23 protein-coding genes are annotated in these 22659 nt (G+C 59.7%); 13 read left to right on the top strand and 10 right to left on the bottom strand.

Annotated features, from left to right (window positions below; all coding sequences use genetic code 11):
- Positions 1 to 68 precede the first annotated feature (68 nt).
- Genes leuS through holA form a run of 3 tightly spaced genes read left to right on the top strand, consistent with a single transcriptional unit; the run spans position 69 to position 4106 of the window.
- Positions 69 to 2603, top strand: coding sequence for a leucine--tRNA ligase (gene leuS / locus ACR0CR_RS10980; protein WP_480598926.1), 2535 nt, complete (start codon positions 69 to 71; stop codon positions 2601 to 2603).
- The gene (gene lptE / locus ACR0CR_RS10975; RefSeq protein ID WP_170656288.1) at positions 2590 to 3081 is read left to right on the top strand and encodes an LPS assembly lipoprotein LptE; all 492 of its coding nucleotides are present in this window, start codon (positions 2590 to 2592) and stop codon (positions 3079 to 3081) included. Before leuS ends, lptE begins: the two co-directional genes overlap by 14 nt.
- The gene (holA, locus tag ACR0CR_RS10970; protein ID WP_480598924.1) at positions 3078 to 4106 is read left to right on the top strand and encodes a DNA polymerase III subunit delta; all 1029 of its coding nucleotides are present in this window, start codon (positions 3078 to 3080) and stop codon (positions 4104 to 4106) included. The genes lptE and holA overlap by 4 nt, the downstream gene beginning before the upstream one ends.
- Here the strand turns inward: holA and ACR0CR_RS10965 are convergent.
- Entirely contained in the window at positions 4103 to 5272 is a 1170-nt protein-coding gene (locus ACR0CR_RS10965; protein ID WP_480598922.1) for a TIGR03862 family flavoprotein, read from the bottom strand. The two genes, holA and ACR0CR_RS10965, sit on opposite strands and share 4 nt — an antisense overlap.
- Positions 5273 to 5317: 45 nt before the next feature.
- Here ACR0CR_RS10965 and ACR0CR_RS10960 point away from each other — a divergent pair, with 45 nt between their 5' ends.
- A complete protein-coding gene (locus tag ACR0CR_RS10960) occupies positions 5318 to 5617 on the top strand; it encodes an HNH endonuclease (protein WP_480598920.1) in 300 nt (99 codons plus the stop codon).
- On the opposite strand, the gene ACR0CR_RS10955 is transcribed toward ACR0CR_RS10960, so the two are convergent.
- Genes ACR0CR_RS10955 through ACR0CR_RS10945 form a run of 3 tightly spaced genes read right to left on the bottom strand, consistent with a single transcriptional unit; the run spans position 5618 to position 7706 of the window.
- Complete coding sequence (locus ACR0CR_RS10955; RefSeq protein WP_480598918.1) at positions 5618 to 6355, bottom strand: VOC family protein; 738 nt, start codon at positions 6353 to 6355, stop codon at positions 5618 to 5620.
- Positions 6352 to 6960 (bottom strand): enoyl-CoA hydratase/isomerase family protein, encoded by a 609-nt coding sequence (locus tag ACR0CR_RS10950; RefSeq protein WP_480598916.1) that lies wholly within the window; start codon positions 6958 to 6960, stop codon positions 6352 to 6354. The genes ACR0CR_RS10955 and ACR0CR_RS10950 overlap by 4 nt, the downstream gene beginning before the upstream one ends.
- The gene (locus tag ACR0CR_RS10945) at positions 6957 to 7706 is read right to left on the bottom strand and encodes an SDR family oxidoreductase (RefSeq protein ID WP_480598915.1); all 750 of its coding nucleotides are present in this window, start codon (positions 7704 to 7706) and stop codon (positions 6957 to 6959) included. Before ACR0CR_RS10945 ends, ACR0CR_RS10950 begins: the two co-directional genes overlap by 4 nt.
- Before the next feature lie 134 nt (positions 7707 to 7840).
- Between ACR0CR_RS10945 and ACR0CR_RS10940 the strand changes: the two genes are divergently transcribed.
- From ACR0CR_RS10940 to lpxK, 5 genes are all read left to right on the top strand, one after another.
- On the top strand, positions 7841 to 9364 hold the full coding sequence (locus ACR0CR_RS10940; protein ID WP_480598913.1) for a DUF2125 domain-containing protein: 1524 nt from the start codon (positions 7841 to 7843) through the stop codon (positions 9362 to 9364).
- Between the two features lie 128 nt (positions 9365 to 9492).
- A complete protein-coding gene (locus ACR0CR_RS10935; protein WP_480598911.1) occupies positions 9493 to 10839 on the top strand; it encodes a TldD/PmbA family protein in 1347 nt (448 codons plus the stop codon).
- Positions 10826 to 11626 carry an inositol monophosphatase family protein gene (locus ACR0CR_RS10930; RefSeq protein WP_480598909.1) on the top strand — a complete coding sequence of 267 codons (801 nt, stop codon included), beginning with the start codon at positions 10826 to 10828 and terminating at the stop codon, positions 11624 to 11626. The genes ACR0CR_RS10935 and ACR0CR_RS10930 overlap by 14 nt, the downstream gene beginning before the upstream one ends.
- Positions 11623 to 12861, top strand: a complete 1239-nt coding sequence (locus ACR0CR_RS10925; protein ID WP_480598907.1) for a 3-deoxy-D-manno-octulosonic acid transferase — start codon at positions 11623 to 11625, stop codon at positions 12859 to 12861. The genes ACR0CR_RS10930 and ACR0CR_RS10925 overlap by 4 nt, the downstream gene beginning before the upstream one ends.
- On the top strand, positions 12848 to 13846 hold the full coding sequence (gene lpxK, locus ACR0CR_RS10920) for a tetraacyldisaccharide 4'-kinase (protein WP_480598905.1): 999 nt from the start codon (positions 12848 to 12850) through the stop codon (positions 13844 to 13846). Before ACR0CR_RS10925 ends, lpxK begins: the two co-directional genes overlap by 14 nt.
- Before the next feature lie 39 nt (positions 13847 to 13885).
- Here lpxK and ACR0CR_RS10915 read toward each other — a convergent pair whose 3' ends face one another.
- Together ACR0CR_RS10915 and ACR0CR_RS10910 are read right to left on the bottom strand one after the other, a co-directional pair.
- Complete coding sequence (locus ACR0CR_RS10915) at positions 13886 to 14548, bottom strand: DsbA family protein (protein WP_480598903.1); 663 nt, start codon at positions 14546 to 14548, stop codon at positions 13886 to 13888.
- Between the two features lie 14 nt (positions 14549 to 14562).
- The gene (locus ACR0CR_RS10910; protein ID WP_480598901.1) at positions 14563 to 15069 is read right to left on the bottom strand and encodes a DUF721 domain-containing protein; all 507 of its coding nucleotides are present in this window, start codon (positions 15067 to 15069) and stop codon (positions 14563 to 14565) included.
- A gap of 150 nt (positions 15070 to 15219) precedes the next feature.
- On the opposite strand from ACR0CR_RS10910, the gene ACR0CR_RS10905 reads away from it, so the two are divergent.
- Both ACR0CR_RS10905 and ACR0CR_RS10900 read left to right on the top strand, forming a co-directional pair.
- Positions 15220 to 16206, top strand: coding sequence for an A/G-specific adenine glycosylase (locus ACR0CR_RS10905; protein WP_480599122.1), 987 nt, complete (start codon positions 15220 to 15222; stop codon positions 16204 to 16206).
- 60 nt (positions 16207 to 16266) lie between these two features.
- A complete protein-coding gene (locus ACR0CR_RS10900; protein WP_480598899.1) occupies positions 16267 to 17403 on the top strand; it encodes an alkane 1-monooxygenase in 1137 nt (378 codons plus the stop codon).
- Positions 17404 to 17485: 82 nt separating this feature from the next.
- Here the strand turns inward: ACR0CR_RS10900 and ACR0CR_RS10895 are convergent, their stop codons facing one another.
- The 4 genes from ACR0CR_RS10895 to ACR0CR_RS10880 all read right to left on the bottom strand — a co-directional run bounded on the left by ACR0CR_RS10895 (position 17486) and on the right by ACR0CR_RS10880 (position 21450).
- Positions 17486 to 18871, bottom strand: coding sequence for an adenylate/guanylate cyclase domain-containing protein (locus ACR0CR_RS10895; protein WP_480598897.1), 1386 nt, complete (start codon positions 18869 to 18871; stop codon positions 17486 to 17488).
- A gap of 137 nt (positions 18872 to 19008) precedes the next feature.
- Positions 19009 to 20112, bottom strand: coding sequence for a DNA methyltransferase (locus ACR0CR_RS10890; RefSeq protein ID WP_480598895.1), 1104 nt, complete (start codon positions 20110 to 20112; stop codon positions 19009 to 19011).
- 105 nt (positions 20113 to 20217) lie between these two features.
- Positions 20218 to 20835, bottom strand: coding sequence for a ribonuclease HII (locus ACR0CR_RS10885; RefSeq protein WP_480598893.1), 618 nt, complete (start codon positions 20833 to 20835; stop codon positions 20218 to 20220).
- 114 nt (positions 20836 to 20949) lie between these two features.
- Entirely contained in the window at positions 20950 to 21450 is a 501-nt protein-coding gene (locus tag ACR0CR_RS10880; RefSeq protein ID WP_480598891.1) for a hypothetical protein, read from the bottom strand.
- A gap of 176 nt (positions 21451 to 21626) precedes the next feature.
- On the opposite strand from ACR0CR_RS10880, the gene ACR0CR_RS10875 reads away from it, so the two are divergent.
- On the top strand, positions 21627 to 21914 hold the full coding sequence (locus tag ACR0CR_RS10875) for a hypothetical protein (RefSeq protein WP_480598889.1): 288 nt from the start codon (positions 21627 to 21629) through the stop codon (positions 21912 to 21914).
- Positions 21886 to 22587, top strand: a complete 702-nt coding sequence (locus tag ACR0CR_RS10870; protein ID WP_480598887.1) for a winged helix-turn-helix domain-containing protein — start codon at positions 21886 to 21888, stop codon at positions 22585 to 22587. The genes ACR0CR_RS10875 and ACR0CR_RS10870 overlap by 29 nt, the downstream gene beginning before the upstream one ends.
- Positions 22588 to 22659: the final 72 nt, after the last annotated feature.

Below are 22659 nucleotides of genomic sequence, written 5' to 3'. Positions count from 1 at the left end.
CCGCTGAAATTCACAATATTACCACGCCGGGCTCTGACCCGGCGTTTTCATTCACGAAGGACCGCACGATGTCGCGCTACTCGGCCAACGAAATCGAAGCAAAATGGCAGAAGGCCTGGGACAAGGCCGGGATTTTCACCGCCAACCACAAGGCCGACAAGCCGAAATACTATGTGCTAGAGATGTTCCCCTATCCGTCGGGGCGCATCCACATGGGACATGTGCGCAACTACACGATGGGCGATGTGATCGCGCGGCACAAGCTGGCAACCGGCCACAACGTGCTGCACCCGATGGGATGGGATGCCTTCGGGATGCCTGCAGAAAACGCGGCGATGGCCATTGGCGGCCACCCCAAGGATTGGACCTATGGCAATATCGCCGACATGCGCGGACAGATGAAGCCTCTGGGCTTCTCGATCGACTGGTCACGTGAATTCGCCACTTGTGATCCCGAATACTATGGCCAGCAGCAGGCTTTGTTCCTGGACATGCTTGAAGCTGGCTTGGTGTATCGCAAAAACGCCGTGGTGAACTGGGATCCGGTCGATATGACCGTTCTGGCCAACGAACAGGTGGAAAACGGTCGCGGCTGGCGATCGGGTGCTTTGGTCGAACGTCGTGAGTTGACGCAGTGGTTCTTCAAAATCTCGGACTATTCCGAAGAACTGCTGGACGCGCTGGATACACTGGACAACTGGCCCGCCAAGGTCCGGCTAATGCAAGAGAACTGGATCGGAAAGTCGCGCGGATTGCAGTTCGCGTTTGATCGCACCGATGGTGGCGATCCGATCACCGTTTATACGACTCGCCCAGACACTTTGCTGGGTGCGTCTTTTGTCGGCATCTCTCCGGACCACCCGATTGCCAAGCAGTTAGAGGCTGAAAACCCGGAAGTCGCTGAATTTGTTGCCGAATGCCGCAAAGGCGGCACCACCGAAGAGGCCATCGAAACCGCCGAAAAGCTAGGCTATGACACTGGCATCACCGTTAAACACCCGCTGGACCCGAATTGGGAACTGCCGGTCTGGATCGCCAACTTCATCCTGATGGACTACGGCACCGGCGCGATCTTTGCTTGCCCGGCCCATGACCAGCGCGACCTCGATTTCTGCCGCAAATATGACCTGCCGGTGGTCGATACGTTCTTTGCGCTGGACGATGATACCCCGGTCGACAAGATCGCCTTTGTGCCGCCCAAAACCGAGAAAGTCCGCTGGGTGAACCATTTCGCCGGTCTGACCGAAGCCACCGGCGACGAAGCCATCAACACCACCGTTGATTTCGCCGAAAAGGCGGGCTGGGGCGAAGGTGTCACCAAATACCGCCTGCGCGATTGGGGCCTGAGCCGTCAGCGCTATTGGGGCTGCCCGATTCCCGTTGTGCATTGCGAAAGCTGCGGCGTGGTCCCCGAGAAGAAAGAGAATCTGCCAATTCGCCTGCCGGACGATGTCACCTTTGACAAACCCGGCAACCCTCTGGACCGTCACCCGACCTGGCGCGATTGCGCCTGCCCGAAATGCGGTGCTCCGGCCAAGCGCGAGACTGACACGATGGACACATTCGTCGATTCGTCGTGGTACTTCGCCCGCTTCACGGCGCCCCGCGCGGACACGCCGACCGATCTGGCCGAGGCTGAATACTGGATGAATGTGGACCAGTATATCGGCGGGATCGAGCACGCGATTCTGCACCTGCTCTATTCCCGGTTCTTCGCCCGCGCGATGAACATCACCGGGCATCTGCCGAAAGCGGCCATCGAACCCTTCGACGCTTTGTTCACGCAGGGCATGGTGACGCATGAGATTTACCAGACCCGCGACACCAATGGCCGCCCGGTCTATCATCTGCCCGAGGACGTGACCGACGGCAAACTGGCTGACGGCACCGAGGTTGAGATCATCCCCTCGGCCAAGATGTCCAAATCCAAGAAAAACGTGGTGGACCCGGTCAGCATCATCTCGGCCTTCGGGGCCGATACCGCGCGCTGGTTCGTCCTCTCCGATTCGCCTCCTGAGCGCGACGTGGAATGGACCGCGGCAGGGGCCGAGGCTGCGTTCAAACATCTCAGCCGCGTGCATCGCATCGCGTCTGAGATTGCCGGATCGGATGTCCCGTCGAACGCCGAGGACGATTCCCTGCTGCGCGAGATGCACAAGGCGATTCATGATGTGTCCGGCGGGGTCGAATCCTTTGGTTTCAACGCGTCCATCGCCAAGCTTTACGCCTTCACCAACACGTTGGCCAAATCCAAGGCCGGGACGGACGCCAAACGTCAGGCGGCCAAAACGCTCGCACAACTCATGTCGCCGATGACCCCGCACCTGTCCGAAGAGCTTTGGCAAATGCTGGGCGGAGAAGGTCTGGTTGCCACTGCTCCGTGGCCCATCGCGGATGAGGCGATGCTGGTGGACGACACCGTCACTCTGCCGATCCAGATCAACGGCAAACGCCGGGCGGAGATCAACGTTCCACTGGAAATGGACAAAGCCGAGGTTGAAAAAATCGCGCTCAGCACCGAAGCTGTGCAAAGGGCGCTGGATGGGTCAGCGCCGAAGAAGGTAATCGTCGTGCCAGGCCGGATTGTGAATGTCGTCGTTTGATCGCAGATCCCTGATGTTGATGCCGCTGGCGCTGGCCGCCTGTGGGTTTGAACCGGTCTATGCGCCCGGTGGTTCCGGGACGGCGCTTGATGGCCGCGTGGCCGTGTCCGAACCCAAAACGCCCGAGGCGTTTTTGCTGGTTCAGAATCTGGAACGCCAGCTTGGGCGCAGCGCAACATCCACCAGCGACTACAATCTGGACGTCAAAGTCTCGACCACCACCCGGTCTGCCGCAATCACGACGTCAAACGAAACCAACCGTTATACGATCGACGGTCGGGCAACATATGCGTTGAAATCGAACCAAACCGGTCAGATTCTCGCCTCGGGCTCCGTGGCTGATTTCGTGGCCTATTCCGCCGCAGGATCAACAGTTTCGACTTTGGCGGATGAACGCGACGCAATTGAACGCCTAATGGTGATCCTGTCCGACCAGATCGTTACGCGCCTTTATACCACGCCGGATCTTTCCGCATGAAGCTGAGCCCGCGTGAGGCGGACGGATATTTTGCCAAGCCGGACCCTGACAAAACCGGGCTGCTGATATACGGCGCGGATGCAATGCGGGTTGCGTTGAAACGGCAGCAGGTACTGGCCGCCTTGCTGGGTCCCGGAGCCGAGGAAGAAATGCGCCTGACACGCATTCCCGGCAGTGACTTGCGCGGTGATCCGGCGTTGCTGCTGGATGCGGTCAAGGCTGTTGGGTTTTTTCCCGGTGCACGCGCCGTTTTTGTCGAAGATGCGACGGATGCCGCTGCTGCCTCGATCATCACCTCACTGGAAGATTGGGCGGCCGGGGATGCTCAGATCGTCGTGACAGCTGGTCAGCTCAAGCCCAGTTCGAAAATCCGCAAGGCGTTTGAGTCGCACCCGAATGCTTTTGCGGTCGGGATTTACGATGACCCACCGTCCCGGGCCGAAGTTGAACGTATCTTGTCTCAGGCTGGACTGCAGAACATCCCACGCGATTCGATGGCGTCGCTGTCTGAACTGGCTCTGGCGCTCAGCCCCGGTGATTTCACGCAAACCGTTGAGAAGCTGTCGCTTTATAAACGCGGCGATGCCTCGGAGGTGACGATTGAGGATATTGACGCCTGCGCGCCCCGCTCGACCGAAGCCGCGCTGGACGATGTCTTGAACGTCGTGGCCGAAGGGCGCGCAGCCGAGATCGGGCCGCTGATCCGTCGATTGCAGGCGCAAGGCACCAACGCAGTGGCCTTGTGCATCGGCGCGACCCGGCACTTTCGCACGCTCTATGCCTGCGCATCCGATCCCGGCGGAGCGGCGCAGGGGATCGGTAAGCTGCGACCGCCGGTCTATGGCAAGCGGCGCGATCGGATTTTGCGGCAGGCCCAGGGTTGGGGGGCGGCCAAACTGCAGACCGCTTTGACCGTTCTTACGGACACGGACTTGTCTTTGCGGTCAGCGGGTCAGACTGCACCAGCCATGGCGCTGGTTGAACGTGCGATGATCCGGCTGGCGATGCTGGCGCGGTCTCGTTAATCCCGGCTCAGCCAGTCAGCCGCAGAGCGCCCGGCCCACTGTCCCGTCGCAAGACAGGCGGTGAGCAAATAGCCACCAGTCGGCGCTTCCCAATCCAGCATCTCTCCGGCACAGAACACGCCGGGCAATGCAGTCAACATCAGCCCATTGTTCAACGCAGCCTGTTTGACCCCGCCCGCAGTGGAAATGGCCTCATCCATCGGACGCAGGCGCGCACCCAGGATTGGCAGGCGTTTTAGAGCCGCCGCAGGTGCCGCGCCGCGCTTAGCCATTTCATGAAACAAAGCGATCTTTTGCGGGGGCAGCTTCAGTGACTTCTTCATCCACTGGGACAATGTCGTTTTCGGATTTTTGGCCTCCAGCCGTACCTGTAGTGTCTCCGCCTCCAGATCGGGCACCAGATCGACAAATAAGTCCGCACCCGTGCGCAAAGCTGGGGTCAGGGAATAAAGACCCCCGCCCTCTAGCCCATTCGCGGAGATCGTCGCCTCGCCCCGGCTGTTGAGATCTCCGGCTATCCAGCGCACCGATTTCAACGCTGCGCCGAAATGGGCGCGCATGTGGTCGCTCCAATCAACAGAAAGCGCTGAATTCGAAGGGGCAAATGGCGCGAGATCAACCGCTTTTTCAGCCAAAAGCGAGGCCCATGTGCCGTCCGATCCCAACCGCGCCCAACTCGCGCCGCCGAGTGCTAGCACCGTAACATCGGCGTTCAATTCCTGTGCACCGTCTGGCGTCTGAAACAGCAATGTATCGCCGCGCCATCCTTGCCAACACCACCGCGTCTTGATCTGAACCCCCGCCCGATCCAGACGCGCCAGCCACGCCCGCAACAATGGCGAGGCTTTCATCACCGTTGGAAAGACCCGTCCGGTCGAGCCGACAAAGATATCCTGCCCCAGACCCCGCGCCCAATCCTGCACGGCCTGCGCGTCCATCTCGGCCAGAATCGGGCGAAGCCAGTCCGACGCCGCGCCATAGGCCTCCATCAGCGTCTCAAAGGGCTCATCCTTGGTCAGGTTCAGGCCGGATTTGCCCGCCATCAGGAACTTGCGCGCGACCGAGGGCTTGGCTTCGGCCACCAGAACGTCATGGCCCGCCGCGGCCAGCTGTTCCGCTGCCATCAAACCAGCCGGACCTGCCCCGATAACCACCGCTTGTGCCATTGTGACCCTCTTGCCCTGCCCGCATATTGGCGCGAGATTGCAGCCATGTCGGCCAACACTGATCCCGTCTGTCCGCTCTGCGACCGCCCAATCCCAGATGGGGGCGGCAGTCTGCACCATCTGATCCCAAAACTCAAAGGAGGCAAGGGCGGCCCCACCGTTTTGCTGCACCAGATCTGCCACAAAGAGGTCCACGCGACCCTGACCGAAGCCGAACTGGCGCGCAGTTATCACACCGTCGACGCATTGCGCGCCCATCCCCGGCTTGTGAAATTCCTGAACTGGGTCCGTAAGCGCCCACCGGGGTTTCGTTCAAAAGTGCCCGGCAAACGGCGCGGGCGATGATTACGCTGGCAGAATTGGGTCGCCAAACGGGTCTGAGACTGCTTCGATTAGCCCTTGGATTTCTAGCCCTTTATAGTCCGGCACCTGCGCAAAACTGGCATCTGCGATGTGTTGGAATTCGAGTGTCGTGTAAGGGCGTTTCCAGAGCCATTCGCGATTTTCCACCGACCAGAGATCGGGGTTCGGGGGCGTCTCATCGGTGAACGCATAGAAATGCAGGTCAAAGCCAAAGCCGGAGACATCCTGCATCGACAGCAGCCGCATACCCAGCGACGTGCAAAAGGCGTCCTCTGCCGCGATATCGCCAGTGCGCAGGGTGATTTGACCGATGCAGGCATTGGCAAAGGGCGCGTTCGGGTCAGCGGCATTCTCGGGCCGGTTGCCTTCGAAATCGTGCTGCAACAGTTCGACAACGAACCCCTCGGGATCGCTGAGGTGGCACATATAGCCGATGTCCTGAAATTGCCCCGGGTCCGTGACCTTAACGCCGTGACGGAGCAGATGATCTGCGGCCAAGTCGACATCCGGCACGGTCACTCCGATTTTCCAGTACCGATGCCCCCGGTCGTGGTGATAACCACCGCCGCAGGGCATCAGCAGCAGATCAGCATCCTGCCCGGGGTAACCGACGCGCCGATTGGGACCTTCATCCTGAACCACCATGCCCAGCGCATCGCGATAGAAGGCGGCCAACGCTTCGGGATCAGCGACACGCAGGCGCAGGGTTGCCAGCCTCATCCGCACAGCTCCGCAATGCCTTTTGCAATTGCAGGATCGGCAGCCAGACTGTCGGCCACCAGCTCGCGTGCAGTCGGCATCAATTGGTCCGGCTCAACCACGCGATCCACTAGACCGAAGGTATAGGCGTCCTGAGCCGTTATCTTCTGCCCTGCCATCAGGATCAGCCGCGTGCGTGCTGGGCCGATCAGCGCAGCCATGCGTTTGGGATCGGAGGGCTGCGGCAAGAAGCCCAGCTTCATGACCGGATAGAAGAATTTCGCCGTGGGCACCGCAATGCGCAGATCGCAGGCCAAGGCCATCCCGTTGGCACCACCTGCCAAAGTGCCATTCAGCGCCGCAACGGTCAGGCACGGCAAGGCGGCGATGGCACCCGAGAGCCTTTCCCACAGGTCCGACGTAGCCAGCCCCGCCCGCGCGGCCTCAAGATCGGCCCCCGCGCTGAACACCCGGCCAGCTCCGGTCAGGATCAATGCACGGGCCTCGACAGCGGCTTCAGCGATCCGAACCAGTTCCGCCAACATGGCCTCAGTCAGGGCATTGGCCTTGTCCGGGTTGTTGAGCGTCACTGTCCACAGCCCGCCTTCTTTGGTTAGATCGATCACGACAGACCTATTCTTTGGCGAATATCCTCAAGCCGCAGTGAAATCTCGGTGCCCAGAAACTCATCTGAATCTTCCGAACACATCCACAGCAAGGCGCGCGCGGGCCAATCGGGTGGAATGTGGTCCTCCCACTCCAACTGGCTGACCGGGTTGATACCGCTGGCCTTGATCACGCGCTGCATATCGGTCGCCACAGTGCCCGGCGACAGACCCATGGCGCGGATGCCGTTATGCGCCTCTTCCAGATGCAGGCATTCGGTCAGCATCTTGGCCCCGGCTTTTGATGCGCAATAGTGGCTCCACGCCTCGACCGGGTTGGAGGCCGCGCCCGAAGATACCGTCAGAACCGTTCCGCCACCGGCTGCACGCATAACGGGCAGAGCCGCGCGCATGCCGTAGAAAACACCCTTGAGGTTGATGTCGATGGCTTTGCTCCACGCGGTTGTATCCGCGTTGGACAGGTGGAAAATGGGCTCGATCACCCCGGCATTGCCGATCAGCACGTCCAGACTGCCGAACCGGGCGACGCAGTCCGCGACCACCTGTTCAACCTGCGCAAAATCGCTGACGTCGCACGCCAAAGCGATGGCATTGTCACCCAGCGCCGCCGCTAGCGCATCAATCTGATCCTTGCTGCGCGCGACCAAAGCCACATTGGCCCCGGCTGCGGCAAATACGCGCCCGGCCTCGGCCCCTATGCCGCGACTGGCCCCGGTGATCAGGACTGTTTTTCCTTGCATATTCATCGGTGAATTCTCCGGATTTGAATTTGCCCCAAGTCGTAGCGTGCAAATGGGGAAAGGGTCCACCCCTTGCCCCCTTGACGATACCCGCCGCAACCACGACGATGCACCCAAAATTGAGCAAGAAGGGTTCTCAGATGTCCTTAATTTTTCGCCGAGGCTGCGGCGCAGTCCTGGCTTATTCCTTTGCCGTGCAAACCGCCGTTGCTGATGTCACCGCCGCTGACGTCTGGGCGGATTGGCAGGCCTATTTGAATGGCGTTGGCTACACGGTGACAGGCGACGAAAGCACCTCAGGCAGCGTCACGACGATTTCGAACATGACTCTGGCGATGGAAATTCCGGATACCAAAGACGTTTTCAACATGGTCGTCCCGGAAATGACATTAACCGAAAACGGCGACGGCACGGTTAGCATCGACCTGCCTGAGAGCTTTCCGATGACAATTTCGGGCGAGGCCGAAGATGAGACGTTCTCGGCCGATTTGCTCTACACTCATGACGGGCTGAAGATGGTTGTTTCGGGCACGCCCGAGGAAATGACCTATGATTACTCAGCCGCCAGTCTGGGCATTGCGCTGGACAAGATGGAGTTTGGCGACGAAACCGTGCCCAGCGACGTTCTGGGCGTCAGCGTAAACCTCAATGACCTTGCAGGCTCATCGCAGATGAAAATCGGCGAGGTCAGGGACATCGCGCAGAATTTCACCGCAGCCGATCTGACCTATGATCTGGCGTTTGACGATCCCGAGAGCGAAGACACCGGACGTATCAGCGGCAAGTTGGATCAACTGACCTTCGAAGGTGACACGGTCATCCCGAGCGACGTCGATTTTTCGGATGTTAAAAATATCTATGACGCTGGCTTTGCCGCCTCGGGTGTTTTTACCTACGGGTCCGGAAATACGGAAATCGCCGGGTCGTCGGAAGGCCAGCCCTTTACGATGGCCAGCTCGTCGCAGGGCGGCAAGTTTTCGGGCAGCATCGATGCACAGCGGATCGTCTATGACCTTCTGCAAAACAGCTCGACCCTTGCTGTGACCACCTCTGACCTGCCCTTCCCGATCGAAATCGCGATGGAACAGGCCGGGTTGAAGTTTGAGTTCCCTGTTCAGGCATCCGAGGAAATCCAACCATTCGGATTTGCTATGAACCTGACCGAATTCACAATGTCGGACGTATTGTGGAGCCTCTTCGACCCCGCAGGTGCTCTGCCGCGCGACCCGGCGACCATCTCGTTGGATGCAACCGGCACCGCAAAGGTGCTGATCGATTTCATGGACCCAGAAGCGGTTGAGGAACTTGAGATTGCGGGTACCGTGCCGGGCGAGTTGCATTCGCTGCAGATCAATGAGTTGATCGTCTCAATGGTCGGAACTCGGCTGACCGGGGACGGGAACTTCACGTTCGACAATTCCAACGTCAACACCTTTGGTGAATTTCCGGTTCCCGTCGGCGTTGCCAACATGCAGCTGGTCGGGGCAAACGGCCTGATCGACACGTTGATCGGCATGGGTTTGGTCACCGATCAGGACGCCTTGGGCGCGCGCATGATGATGGGTCTGATGGCCGTTCCGGGGGAAGAGCCCGACACCCTGAACTCGAAAATCGAGTTTACTGAGGACGGCCAGATTTTGGCCAACGGGCAGCGGATCAAGTGATCTGAGTTACGGAAAAGACCGTTTCGGCGGTCTTTTCTCAACGCGTTAACGGCGGGCAAACTGCCCCCGAAGGTCTTGCGGGCCGCGCTGTCCGGGGCTAGGTCCATTGCAGTCAGACCGGAGGCCTCATGACCCAAACACCCAAGGAAATCAGCCAGACCCTTCTGGACGCGGCCCGTCGTGCCGGAGCCGAAGCAGCGGATGCGATTGTGATCGACGGGTCCTCGGTCTCGGTCGAGGTGCGCGGGGGCGCACTGGAACACGCAGAGCGCGCCGAAGGCACCGATTTGGGTTTGCGGGTCTTTCTGGGCAAACGACAGGCGATTGTGTCCAGTTCTGACAGCAGGTCTGAGACTCTGACGGCAATGGCCGAACGTGCTGTCGCGATGGCCCGCGAGGCGCCCGAGGACCCTTTCACCGGCCTTGCCGACGCCGATCAGTTGATCACCGACTGGAATTTGGATGCGTTCGAGCTTTTCGACCCAACGCCGGAACCCAGCGCCGAAGAACTGATGCAAGATGCTCTGACCGCTGAAGCCGCCGCCATGGCTGTCCAGGGGGTTACGCAAGTATCCGATGCGGCGGCTGCCTATGGGACCCACCGGATTCATCTGGCCGCGACCAACGGGTTTTCCGGGGGCTACGCGCGCAGCAACCGGTCGACCTCGTGCGTGGCCATTTCGGGCGAAGGCACCGGGATGGAGCGGGACTATGACGGTGACAGCCGAAGCTTTCAGTCTGACCTGCGCAGCGCAGCCGAGATCGGCCGCACTGCAGGTGAGCGCGCGGTTCAGCAGGTTGGCGCACGCAAGCCGGAAACCGGCAGTTTCCCGGTTCTGTTCGATGAACGGATTTCGTCCTCTCTGATCGGTCATCTACTGGCGGCCAGCAATGGCGCAGCCATAGCGCGCGGAGCATCCTGGTTGAAGGACTGTCTTGGCAAGCAAGTCTTGCCTGCGCATCTGTCCCTGATCGAAGACCCGCACCGTCCGCGCGTCTCAGGCTCTCGGCCCTTTGATGCCGAAGGCCTGCCCACGCGGCGGCGAGCTGTCGTCGAGGATGGCGTGCTGACCGGTTGGACTTTGGACCTGTCCAGTGCCCGCAAGCTTGAGATGGCTCCAACCGGGAACGCTGCGCGCGGCGTGTCCGGTCCGCCATCCCCCAGCAACTGGAACCTGAGCCTGACGCAAGGGGAACACAGCCGCGACGCGTTGCTGCACGATATGGGCACCGGGCTGTTGGTGACCTCGATGATCGGATCGACCATAAACCCCAATACCGGCGACTATTCACGCGGAGCATCCGGGTTCTGGGTCGAGAACGGAGAGATCACATATCCGGTCAACGAGTGCACGATCGCTGGAAACCTGCGCGATATGCTGATGCGGATCATTCCGGCCAATGATGCGCGTACCTACTTGTCGCGCGTGGTACCGTCGTTGCTGATCGAAGGGATGACTCTTGCCGGCAACTGACCTGTCTTTGCTGATCGACGCCGCGAAAGAGGCTGGCAGAATTGCCACCCGGTTTTCGGGCCCCAAGGCGCAGCGTTGGGACAAACCCGATGGCGCGGGGCCGGTGACCGAGGCTGATCTTGCGGTCAACGACATGCTCGAACGCGAGCTTACAGCGGCGCGCCCGGACTATGGCTGGCTCAGCGAAGAGACCGAGGATTCCGACGCCCGGTTAAAGCACAACGCTGTCTTTATCGTTGATCCGATTGACGGCACGCGCAGCTTTGCGCAGGGGTCCCGGACATGGGCGCATTCCCTTGCGATCGCCGAGAATGGCATCGTCACGGCGGCAGCCATCTATCTGCCAATGCGCGATCTTCTTTATGCCGCGGCAGAGGGACAGGGCGCGACGCTCAACGGCACCCCGATCCGCGTGAGCGGACAGGTGCGCATGCCAGAGGCCGAGATTCTGGCCGCAAGACCAAACCTGGATCCACATCATTGGACGTCGGGCAACGTTCCCCAATTCCATCGCGTTTACCGTCCATCCCTGGCCTATCGCATGGCCTTGGTGGCCCAAGGCAGATTTGATGGCATGATAACCTTGCGCCCAAGTTGGGAATGGGACATCGCCGCAGGGGATCTGATTGTCCGAGAGGCGGGTGGTATCTGCACGGATCGGCTTGGCCATCAGCTGCGGTTCAACAACCCGCACCCGCGCTTGAATGGCGTGGTCGCAGGGAGTGCACGGATGCACGCTGAACTTGTTGCGCAGCTTGACATGAACGGAACCGGAATTCCGGCATGAGCAAGCCGCGGTCACTCAGCCTTGCAGCATACCGGATTCTGTCCTGGGGCGTGGCGCAAAACGCCAAAGCGACACCCCCACCGCGTCCAGATGGCGAATTGCTGTGGATACACGTCAGTGCGCCCGAACGTATGCGCGCCGTGAACGACTTTTGTCACCGCCTGTTGCAGATGCGGTCTGGGCTGTCATTGCTGCTGACCGCACCGCCGGGCGCGGACCTATCAACATGGAGCGATTGCACGGCGCCAATGCAAGTGCTGCCGCCCGAACAAACCAGTGCCGCACGCGGTTTCTTGGATCATTGGCATCCAGATCTGGGCATATGGATCGGTGGCGGGTTGATGCCTAACATCATAACGCGCGGACAGGAAAAGGACATACCGCTTGTGCTGTTCGAGGCCGCGATTGACGTGACCTTCGCCCGGCGCGCGCGATGGCTACCGGATATCACGCGCCAGACTTTTGACTGTTTTGAGACGATCCTGACAACATCCGAAGACCTGGCCCGCCAGATCCGGCGCCTCGGGATTAGCTCAACCAAGGTGGCGGTCTCGCCGCCGCTCTACATCAGCCCCAATCCCCGCCCCTGGCCCGAAGATGAGCTGATCGAAACCAATCATGCGCTTGGCGGTCGCCCGGTCTGGCTTGCGGCCTGGGTACAGGACAAAGAATTCATCTCGGTTCTCAGCGCCCATCGTCAAGCAATGCGGATGTTGCCCCGTTTGGCTTTGGTGCTGCACGTGGCCGATCCGTCCGAGGCTGGCCCTCTGCACCGAAGACTCGAATCGATGGACCTGCGCTGCGCCCATTGGAGCAATGGGCAGGACATCGAAGACACGACGCAAGTCATCCTGTCGACCGACCCGGAAGAACTGGGCCTTTGGCATCGGGTCTCTCCGGTATCTTTCATGGGCAGTTCGCTGGAAAGCGGCGCCGGTGGGGGGCATGACCCGCTGGTCGCTGTCGCACTCGGCTCTGCCGTCATTCATGGCCCTCACGTGAGCAGGCATGAGGCGATCTATGACAGCCTGCGACAAGCGGGTGCGGCGCAATCGGTGCGATCGGCCACCGAACTGGGCGACAGCGTGGTCGAATTGTTGGCCCCGGATCGCACCGCCGACATGGCTTTGGCGGGGTGGCAGATCGTGACCGAAGGCGCACCGCAGGCAGATCAATTGATCGACATGGTCCAGGACTACCTCGACCAAAGGAGGGCAGGACATGCGCGCGCCTGATTTCTGGCACACAAGCCCAGATCATCTGGATCTGAGAGCCCGCCTATTGTCGCCTTTAGGGCGTATATACGCCGCGGCAACCGCACGTCGTGTTGCATCTGAACCGGGCATGGCCCCGGGCGTTCCAGTGATCTGTGTTGGTAATCTTAACGCGGGCGGCACCGGCAAGACTCCAACGGTAATCTGGACGCTCGACGCTTTGCGAGACAATTGGCATCGCCCCCATGTCGTCACGCGCGGTCATGGAGGGTCATTGGAGGGCCCTACAAAGGTTGACCCCGGCAAACACTCAGCAGCACAGGTCGGGGACGAGCCACTGTTGCTGGCAGCTTTTGCCGATGTCTGGGTCGCAAAGGATCGCGCAGCCGGAGCCCGCGCTGCGGTCGAAGATGGGGCCAGCGTGGTCGTTTTGGATGACGGGTTTCAGAACCCCTCGGTCGTCAAGGATTTCTCGATCGTCGTGGTAGACGCAGCACGCGGGTTCGGCAACGGCTTGTGCCTGCCTGCAGGCCCGCTGCGAGAACCTGTAGACACCGGTCTGAAACGGGCCGATCTGGTGCTTTCCCTAGGGGACGACAGCGCTCAGACAGGTTTTGCGGCGCAATGGGGCGACCACCTGACCGTGGCTCATGCCAAAGGAGAAGTTCAGCCACTGCAGACCGGCATGGACTGGAGCGATGCAACTGTTCTGGCGTTTGCTGGTATCGGGCATCCCGAGAAGTTCTTTCAAACGCTGCGCCAGCAAGGGGCAACCGTTCTTCGGGCCGAGGCGCTGGACGACCACCAACCTCTGACGCCCGCTTTGATGACACGGCTAGAGACCGAAGCCCGCGCCTTGAACGCCCAACTTGTGACCACCGAGAAAGACGCTGTGCGTTTGCCAGCCACCTTTCGCAGCAAGGTTTTGGCCCTGCCGGTGCGATTGCAGATAACCGAAGATCAGATGGTGCGGGAAATGTTAGCCAAAGTAGCTCCGTCCCCTTGAGGAATTGGCCAGCCGCTATTTGGCTGGCCAACAGGCTAATCAGCTACCCAGTTCATCCTCGATCAGCTTTTTGAAGCTGTCGTAGGACTGGTTTTCAACCTTCTTCCCGTTCACGATAAAGGACGGCGTCGATTGAACGCCATCGCGTTCCGCGTTTTCCTGATACCAGGCCACCAGGGTCTGCGCCTGCGCGCCGTCCTGAAGGCAGGCCTCGAGCTTGTCATTGTCGATTCCGGCCAAACGCCCGATCTTGCGCAGCTCATCCACGATTTCCGCGGGGCCGCCGGCCTTGGTCCATTCGGACTGACCTTCGTAAATCAGGTCCGAGATACCAAAGAACTTATCGGGCCCGTCGCAGCGCGCCACCATCGACGCCCACAGGCCATAGCGGTCAAAATACACCTCGCGATAGATGAACTTGACCTTGCCCGTGTCGATGAAATCTTTCTTGAGCTGCTTGTACGGCCCAGTGTGGAAATTGGCACAATGCGGACAGGTGTAGGACGCGTATTCGATGATTTCGACTGGCGCGTCCTCAGCTCCAAGCGTCATTTCGACGATGCTTGAGGTGTCCAGATCGGCCTCTTGCGCCTCGGCGCTGCTGATCAGCGGATATGTCGGGGTGGAATTCGACAGCGTCAGCCAATAGCCGCCCGCGGCGATGGCGACAGCCGCGCAGATTCCGGTTGCAATACGGCTCATGAATCAGCCCTTTCTCAGCGTTTTTGTTTGGATAAAACGTTGCGGCCCAGACGTTCAAGGGCCGCGCGTAGGTCACCGTCATGGACGTCGCGCGCGGCTTTGTTCGCCTCGGCCACGACCTGGGGTGGAATTTCGGGTGTCGCTTGTTTCGGCTTGTGGTCGAAACTGGCCTGCCCCTCGGCAAATCCGGTCGGAGCGGTTTGTGTGATGCGGATGCGATTGATGGCGTTGTAGCCGTAAACCGCGTTTACCTTGCCACGCAGCTGTTCCTTTTGCATCTCCAGCATCGGGGCCTGTGGGCCGGTCGTCAGAACGGTCAACGTCGCCCCGAACCCATTGCGCCCATAGCCCACGTTCACGGGTCGAGCGATTGATGCGATATCCTGCCCGACAATCTCGGGCCAATGGGTCAGCAGGCGCGAAATGGCAAAGCCGCGACTCTCACCCGCGCGCCTGATCTGATCGTTCAGAACGGAGGCGGTGCGTTTGAACCCACGGGTCGAGGAACGTCTGCGTTTCATCTGGTTTCCAACTCCTGCACCGCTATTGTAATAGGCTGAGACCGGGGCGCCAGCGAAACCCGACAGGGAGATGGATAAAACTTGCGTGACAGCAGTGAATTTAATGTGAGCGGTGCGCTGCTGGACTGGTACGACCGCCACGCGCGGGAAATGCCGTGGCGTGTCGGTCCGGCAGACAGGGTCGCCGGTGTGCGCCCGGATCCCTATCGCGTCTGGCTGTCCGAGGTCATGCTGCAACAGACCACCGTTGCCGCCGTGCGCGACTATTTCCTGCGATTTACCACGCGCTGGCCCACGGTTGAGGCGCTGGCCGCAGCACAAGACGCGGATGTCATGGGCGAATGGGCCGGGTTGGGCTATTACGCCCGCGCCCGCAACCTGCTGAAATGCGCGCGGGCAGTGGCCAACGATCACGGGGGACACTTCCCGGACCGCTACGATGCTTTACTGAAATTGCCGGGGATCGGCCCCTATACCGCCTCAGCGATCGCCGCGATCGCCTTTGACCATGCGGAAACGGTTTTGGACGGCAATGTCGAGCGGGTGATGGCCCGGCTTTACGACATCCATGACCCTCTGCCCGGTGTGAAGCCGAAATTGAAGGCCCGCGCCGCCGATCTGACACCTAAACAACGACCCGGAGACTATGCGCAGGCCGTCATGGATCTGGGTGCCACGATCTGTACGCCGAAATCCCCAGCCTGCGGGATTTGCCCGGTTCGCGATCCCTGCCTGGCGCGGCAGGCCCGAACACAGGCGGAATTGCCGAAGAAAACACCCAAAAAGCCGAAACCCACCCGGTTGGGCCACGTCTACATAGCCAGACGCGCGGATGGCGCGATGGTGCTGGAGAGACGGCCGGACAGTGGCTTGTTGGGCGGTATGCTCGGCTGGCCCGGCTCAGACTGGTCCGATGCCCCGGATGAAAAGCCGCCATTTGCTGCCAATTGGCAGGTGTTGCCCGAGGACGCGCGCCATACCTTCACCCATTTCCACCTGATCCTGCGGGTCTGGGCTTCGGAAATACCTGCGGAAAGCGAGCCAGAAGGATTGCTGATCCTGGAAAAACACATGTTCAAAGCCGGCGATCTGCCCACCGCGATGCGCAAAGCCTATGACCTGTGGCGCAACCGATAGAGAGCCTGTTCAATTCCGCTTCATCGGTCTAGCGTGCGTGCACGTATTCGGAGCCCACAGATGATCGCACCAGACATCCTGCCCCGATGGCAATCCGCGTTGCCGTTTTGGGTCTCGGTATTGCTGATCCCTTTGATCTGGACGACCGCCGTCGCCGGTGGCTGGTGGCTGATTCTTGTCCCGCTATCCACTTGGTGGGCCTTTGCAGTTCTCGACAGGTTCACCGGGCTAAACCTTGAAAACGCCGACCCCGAGACGCCGGATACGCAGCTGCGGTGGTACATCCTTCTGACCAAAGCCTGGGCTCCGATCCAATTTGTCACGCTGTTTGGCCTAATCCGGTACGCGACCCATGCCGAACACCTGAGTTCCGTTGAAAAGATCGCCCTGTTCGTCGGAATGGGCGTCATCTCAGGCACGATTGGGATCAATTACAGCCACGAGCTGATGCACCAGAAGGGACGCTTGGAAAGATGGTTGGGAGACATCCTTCTTGCGATGGTGCTCTATTCCCATTTCCGGTCCGAGCATTTGTTGGTTCATCACCGCTATGTCGGCACGCCGCGCGATCCGGTCACGGCACGCTATAACGAAGGCTTTCACCGTTTTTACCCGCGTGTATTGCGTCAATGCCTGTTGTCAGCCTTCCAGGCCGAACGTGAAAAGCTAGCCCGCAAGGATCGGTTCTGGACCGACCCGGCCAACCCGTTCTGGCGCTATTGGGGTTTGCAAGGGACCATGCTTCTCTTGGCTTTTCTGCTGGGCGGCTGGTCAGGGCTGGGCCTATTTCTGGTGCAGGCGGGCATCGCGATCTGGCAGCTGGAGCTGGTCAATTACGTCGAACACTACGGCCTGACGCGCAAACACCTAGGCGATGGCAAATACGAACATGTCCGTCCGCGCCATTCCTGGAACGCCTCACAAACGGCCAGCAACTGGCTGCTGATCAACCTGCAGCGCCACTCGGATCACCATTACAAACCGAACCGTCGCTTTCCCTTGTTGCAGCACCATTCCGAGGACGCAGCCCCGCAATTGCCCTACGGCTACCCGGTGATGACCGTTGCCGCGATGATCCCACCGCTTTGGCGACGCGTGATGAACCCACGGGTCCGCGCGTGGCGGCAGCAGTACTATCCAGAAATCACCGATTGGCACGCCTATAACGACGCGCAAAACCCACAACCACAGGCGTGACCGCAGCGCGCGTCCGCGCGCTGCCCGGACCAACGGGAGGGGGCCCATCTTTGATGCGCCCCCGACGGGCGGGAGCATTTGGTCAGGTCAAAACCCAGATGTCCATCGGCGCCTCTACACCGCGCACCGCCTGCGCCGGACGCGCTACAAACCCCGAGGCGATGTCGGTTGCGGCCGGGTTTTCGCGCAAGGCACGCGCGCGCGCCGCATCGCTGATAACCACACGCGCGTCAAAATCACGGGTCAGCGCCTCAAGCTTGGCAGCGACATTCACCGCATCGCCAATCACTGCAAACTCCAGTCGGTTCGCACCGATGTCGCCCAGAACCACAGGTCCATAGTGGACTCCGATCCCCACCTCGATCATCGGCTCTCCTTGTCGCCGACGCTCGGTATTCCAACGGTCCATCACTGCAACCATATCACGCGCGCAAGACAGCGCGTTGCTGGCGTCCCGCGATGTTGGCACCGGCGTCCCAAAAGTCGCCATCAACCCGTCACCCAGATACTTGTCCAGAGTGCCGTGATGGCGAAACACCTCGGTTTCCATACGTGCATGAAACCCGCGCAATACCTCGATCACCTCATACGGGTCCCGTCCGGCAGAGAATTTGGTGAAACCCACGATATCGATGAACAGAACCGCCACATCTTCTTTGCGCACCTGTTTCAGCGGCTCGTCATTCTGGCTTAGCTCATCAACCACATTAGGCGAGAAATACCGAGACAGATTGGCCCGTTCGCGTTCCAGCCCGGCATTGGTCATCAGCAGGCGATTGAGGCGGCGCATGGAAATGCCAAGCGTAACAGCGACCATCATGAACACGATCACCTGTTGAATGCGCAGCGGTGGCTCAAAGCTGTTGGGGTCAATCAGTTCGGCCACGTCCGGATAGCCGGCCAGGGCTTTTGCGACGCCTTCGCTTATCCCCGGGATCGGCGTGGCAACCCACGAAGCAACGACCCAACCCACCGTCCACATCATCGCAGTCCACAACCCGATGGCCACCACAGTACGCCACGAATAGGCCAGCGTCCCAGCCGCTAATATGATGAAGAAGTACTGAAAGTTATCGAATTGGAACTGCATGGCCAGGGGCCGGACATCTTCGCTGAACGGGTTGGGAACGATCATCCCCAATGTCATGATCAGAAGATCGACAAAGATCAGCAGAAGCTCAATCCGGGATTGGCCCACCCGCCCTGCCCGCCGGATCAGCCAGCCATTGGCGCAGATCAGAAGCAGGATGAAGTGGTACCACATCACCTCCCAGTGCGGGTTCAGAAAGATCAGCAATATGGCGGTCAGTCCCATAGCGACCCACCGCGCGCGGACCGCCAGTTCCAGCCCTTCGCGCTTGTGCCGCTCTAGCGCGGCCTCGGTATATTTATTGTCCAGATTGTGGATATCCGGGCGCGTTATGAAAAACCGGCTGAAACGGGATTCGCTGACCGTGGTATCCGACATTTCTGAGGCTCCCTTATGCCGCTGCGGGCTTTCAAGGTTTCATACAGAAACAGGAATGTGAAGAAAACAAAAGACCCCGCCGAACACGGCGGGGCAAGGCTTAGTGCCATGTGTCAGGCCACAGGCACCGGCGGTATTCAGTTGTGCATTTCAGCCCGGATCTGCTGCCGCAGCACGTCAATCGGAACCGTTTTACCGTCGCGCTTGAAACACCAATACGTCCAGCCATTGCAGGAGGGCGCGTTTTCCAGATGCGCCCCGACCTGATGGATCGAGCCCTTGACGTTTTGCCCCACCAGCGTGCCGTCCGCGCGGACTTTGGCCTTGTGACGCTGGTTCATGGAATACAGCTCTTCACCCGGGCGCAGCATGCCGCGTTCAACCAATTGGCCAAAGGGCACACGGGGTTCGGCACGTTTGCTGGCGCTGACCTCCAGCGCCTCGCGGTCGAATTTGCGCACTTTGGCGATCCGTTTTTCGGCCACCTTGCGATAGCTTTCCTCGCGCTCGATGCCGATGAATTCGCGGCCCAGCATCTTGGCGACCGCACCGGTCGTGCCGGTGCCAAAGAACGGGTCCAGCACTACGTCGCCGGGATTGGTCGAGCCGATCAGCACCCGATGCAGCAGCGACTCCGGCTTCTGCGTCGGATGCGCCTTGTCACCGTTTTCATCCTTCAGGCGTTCATGACCGGTGCAGATCGGCAGCACCCAGTCGCTGCGCATCTGCACGCCTTCGTTCAGCGCCTTTAGCGCTTCATAGTTGAACGTGTATTTCGCACCTTCGCGTTTTGAGGCCCAAATCATCGTCTCATGTGCGTTCGTAAAACGCTTGCCACGGAAATTCGGCATCGGGTTCGACTTTCGCCAGACAACATCGTTCAGGATCCAATAGCCTGCATCCTGCAAGGCCGAGCCCACTCGAAAGATGTTATGATACGAGCCAATCACCCAGATCGCACCGTTGGGCTTCAGCAGCCGATGCGCCGCCTTCAACCACTCTCGGGTGAACTGATCATAGGCCCCAAAGCTGGAAAACTGATCCCAGTGATCATCGACCGCATCCACCTGAGAATTATCGGGCCGATGCAACTGGCCTTTCAACTGCAGGTTATACGGGGGGTCCGCGAAAATCAGGTCAACCGACGCCTCGGGCAGACTGTTCATCGCCTCGATGCAGTCGCCAGATAGAATCGTGTTTAAAGGGAGCGCAGCTGCGCCCTTCGTCTTGGTCGTTGTCATATCACTGCCTCAGTTCCACGGCGCTTTTGCGCTCATTTGGTTAAGACAAGGATGAGTCAAAGATGATTCGCCGTCAAATTCTTTTTTGAATCAGTGACTTACGATTTACTCTTGATACAAGATATTGTGGACGGGTTTGAAGGAACGTCTATGGTGTGGGGTCACGCCAAGATTTCGCAGCGCTTCGCGGTGCATTTTTGTCGGATAGCCCGCGTTCGTCTCCCACCCATAGCCGGGATGCTGTTGCGCCAAATCCACCATCAGTTGGTCGCGCCAGTTTTTGGCAATGATCGAGGCCGCCGCGATCGAGACCGAGCGCGCATCGCCTCTGACCACCGCTTGCGACGGAACACCCAGATGCCTGGGAATCATGTTTCCGTCGATCAGCAGATAATCCGGCGGTGGGTCCAGCGCGGCCACCGCGCGTTCCATCGCCAGATGCGAGGCGCGCAGGATGTTCAAGTCATCAATTTCCGCAACCGTCGCTTCGGCCACCGCGATCTCGGCCTGGTCCCGCAACGCCTCGTCTAGGACAGAACGCCGTTTTGCGGTCAGTTTCTTGGAATCGTTCAGCCCATCCGGAAAACCATCCGGGTCCAGGATAACGGCAGCGGCCACCACCGGGCCTGCCAGCGGGCCGCGCCCGACCTCATCAACGCCGGCGATCCGGCCATATCCACGCGCGCGCAACGCCTGTTCCAGTTCAAAATTCGGTAACGTCATGTCACCGGCAAATCCTGTTTCACCCTCCTTCGCAAGAAAAAAGGGAGAGAATGGCTTTCGCCACCCCCTCCCAGCGCGGCGCTTCTTGTGGCGCCACTCCTGCTCGAAACCCGGTTACTGGTAAACCACGCGGTATCCCTTCTGGCGCAGGCATGCGGGTTCATATGCCCGTTTCACCTTTTTTCCGTTCCAGAACCCGACCTCGCACTGTTGGGGCAGGTTATTGGCGTGCTTGTAATGCTTGTTCAGACAATTGGGGGCCAACAGCGGGCGATCATCCGAGTACCCGCCGTAGGTACGCAAGCACCGCTGGGGCAGGTTGTACCGCGCGACGCGGTTGGGCAGCGGGCGGGCATGATGCCGCTTGGCATTCGGCGCGTAGTGCCGGTCGATTTGACGGCGCGAAACCTCTTTGTGTTTGCGGGCGACCTCTTTCTTGCGCCTGTCGTCTTTGCGCTTTTCTTTCTGATAGTGATTGACCGCCGCGCCGATGATGGCGATGGCCGCCAGCCCGCCGATGATGTCGCCGGTATCTGCGGCACGGGTCTTGGATGCGGACAACCCGGTGATGGCGACAGCCGTGGCGATGATCAGAGCGATAAACTTCCTGTGCATGGTGCAGGTCCCTTCCGGATTCTGTGGGTGACCCTTGGCGGGGCCGTACTCGATGCACCGAACTTGCGGCGGCCTGCTCAAGACAAGCAATATCGCCGCGCTGTTATCCAATATCAGCGGCCAGAACCGCCCGGAGTTATTGAATATCAGGCCAACTCATGCGCAGGATGCGGCCTATGAAAAAGATCATCACTTCCTTGGGTATCGCGACCCTGATATCGCTTGGCTCTGCAGTTTCGGCGGCAGATTGCTATGCCGATTACAAGGCCAAACAGGACAATCCGCTGCGATTGCATTATGGCGTGATGGAGGTGTCGGACTGCAGCAAAGGCAAGGCGCAGAAAGAGGTCGCCAAACGCCTCAAAGCATCTGGCTGGACACTGTTGAATGTCATGTCCGTCTTTGGGCCGGAAGGTTTGGATCAAAGGAAGTCCAATGCAGGAAAATTCTATCTCCGTTTCTGACGCCCGGCGGTCCGGAGTCCGTTTGGTTGGCGCAGGAATTGTGGCGATTGTCGTGATCCTTGTGACCGCGGCTGTTTTCCTGTTCTGGACCCTGCCGGACGCCAACGCCTTTAACGCGCGGGTCGAACGGTTGTTCATCGAGGCGGATCTGACCTCGCAATCTGAAATCCGGCTGCTGGAGATTCTCGCACAATCGGGCACGGCCTTCGCCGACACGTTGTCCAGCTACCGAATGGTGATCTTTGTCCTGCTGGTCTTTGCAAGCGCGATGCTGATCACAACGCTGGTGTTTCTGGTCATGCTTGTGCTGTTGAACCGCCGCATGGCGCAGATCGAACGGACAGGCATTCAGGTAACCTCGTTGCTGATCAGCCGCGAAGAAAACACCGTGTACCTCAACAATATGGATTTCAAATTGACCCCGGCGGCGATGGAAACGCTATCGGTTCTGGCCGAGTCCCGGCTGGATGATGAGGTGCTGTCGGGCGCTCAGATCGAAGCCACCATATCCGGCAAGAACGCCGCAGATTGTGACGAGGCCGCAGGGGCCACACGGATCAAACGGCTTCGGGACGCGCTTGGGAACCAGATGGTCAGCGAATTGCTGGTCAAGAACATCGCCAAGAAGGGCTATATGCTGTCGATCGAAAAAGACGTGATCCAGATGATCTAGCTTTGGCCGGGCGCTTAAATTCTGTGCACCCCCCTTGGAATTCGCACCCTCAGGTCCCATCATCTATACACC

Source organism: Ruegeria sp. AM2 (assembly GCF_056540685.1).
Note: the sequence above shows the minus strand (reverse complement) of the source record. Positions and strands in the feature narration are given on the sequence as shown.

Bases quoted from the DNA above. Each gene is read 5' to 3' on its own strand.
- ACR0CR_RS10925 (WP_480598907.1), top strand. From the start codon at position 11,623: ATGAGCAAGCCGCGGTCACTCAGCCTTGCAGCATACCGGATTCTGTCC.
- ACR0CR_RS10905 (WP_480599122.1), top strand. From the start codon at position 15,220: ATGCCGTGGCGTGTCGGTCCGGCAGACAGGGTCGCCGGTGTGCGCCCG.
- ACR0CR_RS10965 (WP_480598922.1), bottom strand. From the start codon at position 5,272: ATGGCACAAGCGGTGGTTATCGGGGCAGGTCCGGCTGGTTTGATGGCA.
- ACR0CR_RS10900 (WP_480598899.1), top strand. From the start codon at position 16,267: ATGATCGCACCAGACATCCTGCCCCGATGGCAATCCGCGTTGCCGTTT.
- holA (WP_480598924.1), top strand. From the start codon at position 3,078: ATGAAGCTGAGCCCGCGTGAGGCGGACGGATATTTTGCCAAGCCGGAC.
- ACR0CR_RS10895 (WP_480598897.1), bottom strand. From the start codon at position 18,871: ATGTCGGATACCACGGTCAGCGAATCCCGTTTCAGCCGGTTTTTCATA.
- ACR0CR_RS10945 (WP_480598915.1), bottom strand. From the start codon at position 7,706: ATGAATATGCAAGGAAAAACAGTCCTGATCACCGGGGCCAGTCGCGGC.
- ACR0CR_RS10915 (WP_480598903.1), bottom strand. From the start codon at position 14,548: ATGAGCCGTATTGCAACCGGAATCTGCGCGGCTGTCGCCATCGCCGCG.
- ACR0CR_RS10875 (WP_480598889.1), top strand. From the start codon at position 21,627: ATGAAAAAGATCATCACTTCCTTGGGTATCGCGACCCTGATATCGCTT.
- ACR0CR_RS10955 (WP_480598918.1), bottom strand. From the start codon at position 6,355: ATGAGGCTGGCAACCCTGCGCCTGCGTGTCGCTGATCCCGAAGCGTTG.
- ACR0CR_RS10940 (WP_480598913.1), top strand. From the start codon at position 7,841: ATGTCCTTAATTTTTCGCCGAGGCTGCGGCGCAGTCCTGGCTTATTCC.
- ACR0CR_RS10960 (WP_480598920.1), top strand. From the start codon at position 5,318: ATGTCGGCCAACACTGATCCCGTCTGTCCGCTCTGCGACCGCCCAATC.
- ACR0CR_RS10890 (WP_480598895.1), bottom strand. From the start codon at position 20,112: ATGACAACGACCAAGACGAAGGGCGCAGCTGCGCTCCCTTTAAACACG.
- lpxK (WP_480598905.1), top strand. From the start codon at position 12,848: ATGCGCGCGCCTGATTTCTGGCACACAAGCCCAGATCATCTGGATCTG.
- leuS (WP_480598926.1), top strand. From the start codon at position 69: ATGTCGCGCTACTCGGCCAACGAAATCGAAGCAAAATGGCAGAAGGCC.
- ACR0CR_RS10910 (WP_480598901.1), bottom strand. From the start codon at position 15,069: ATGAAACGCAGACGTTCCTCGACCCGTGGGTTCAAACGCACCGCCTCC.
- ACR0CR_RS10935 (WP_480598911.1), top strand. From the start codon at position 9,493: ATGACCCAAACACCCAAGGAAATCAGCCAGACCCTTCTGGACGCGGCC.
- ACR0CR_RS10885 (WP_480598893.1), bottom strand. From the start codon at position 20,835: ATGACGTTACCGAATTTTGAACTGGAACAGGCGTTGCGCGCGCGTGGA.
- lptE (WP_170656288.1), top strand. From the start codon at position 2,590: ATGTCGTCGTTTGATCGCAGATCCCTGATGTTGATGCCGCTGGCGCTG.
- ACR0CR_RS10870 (WP_480598887.1), top strand. From the start codon at position 21,886: ATGCAGGAAAATTCTATCTCCGTTTCTGACGCCCGGCGGTCCGGAGTC.
- ACR0CR_RS10880 (WP_480598891.1), bottom strand. From the start codon at position 21,450: ATGCACAGGAAGTTTATCGCTCTGATCATCGCCACGGCTGTCGCCATC.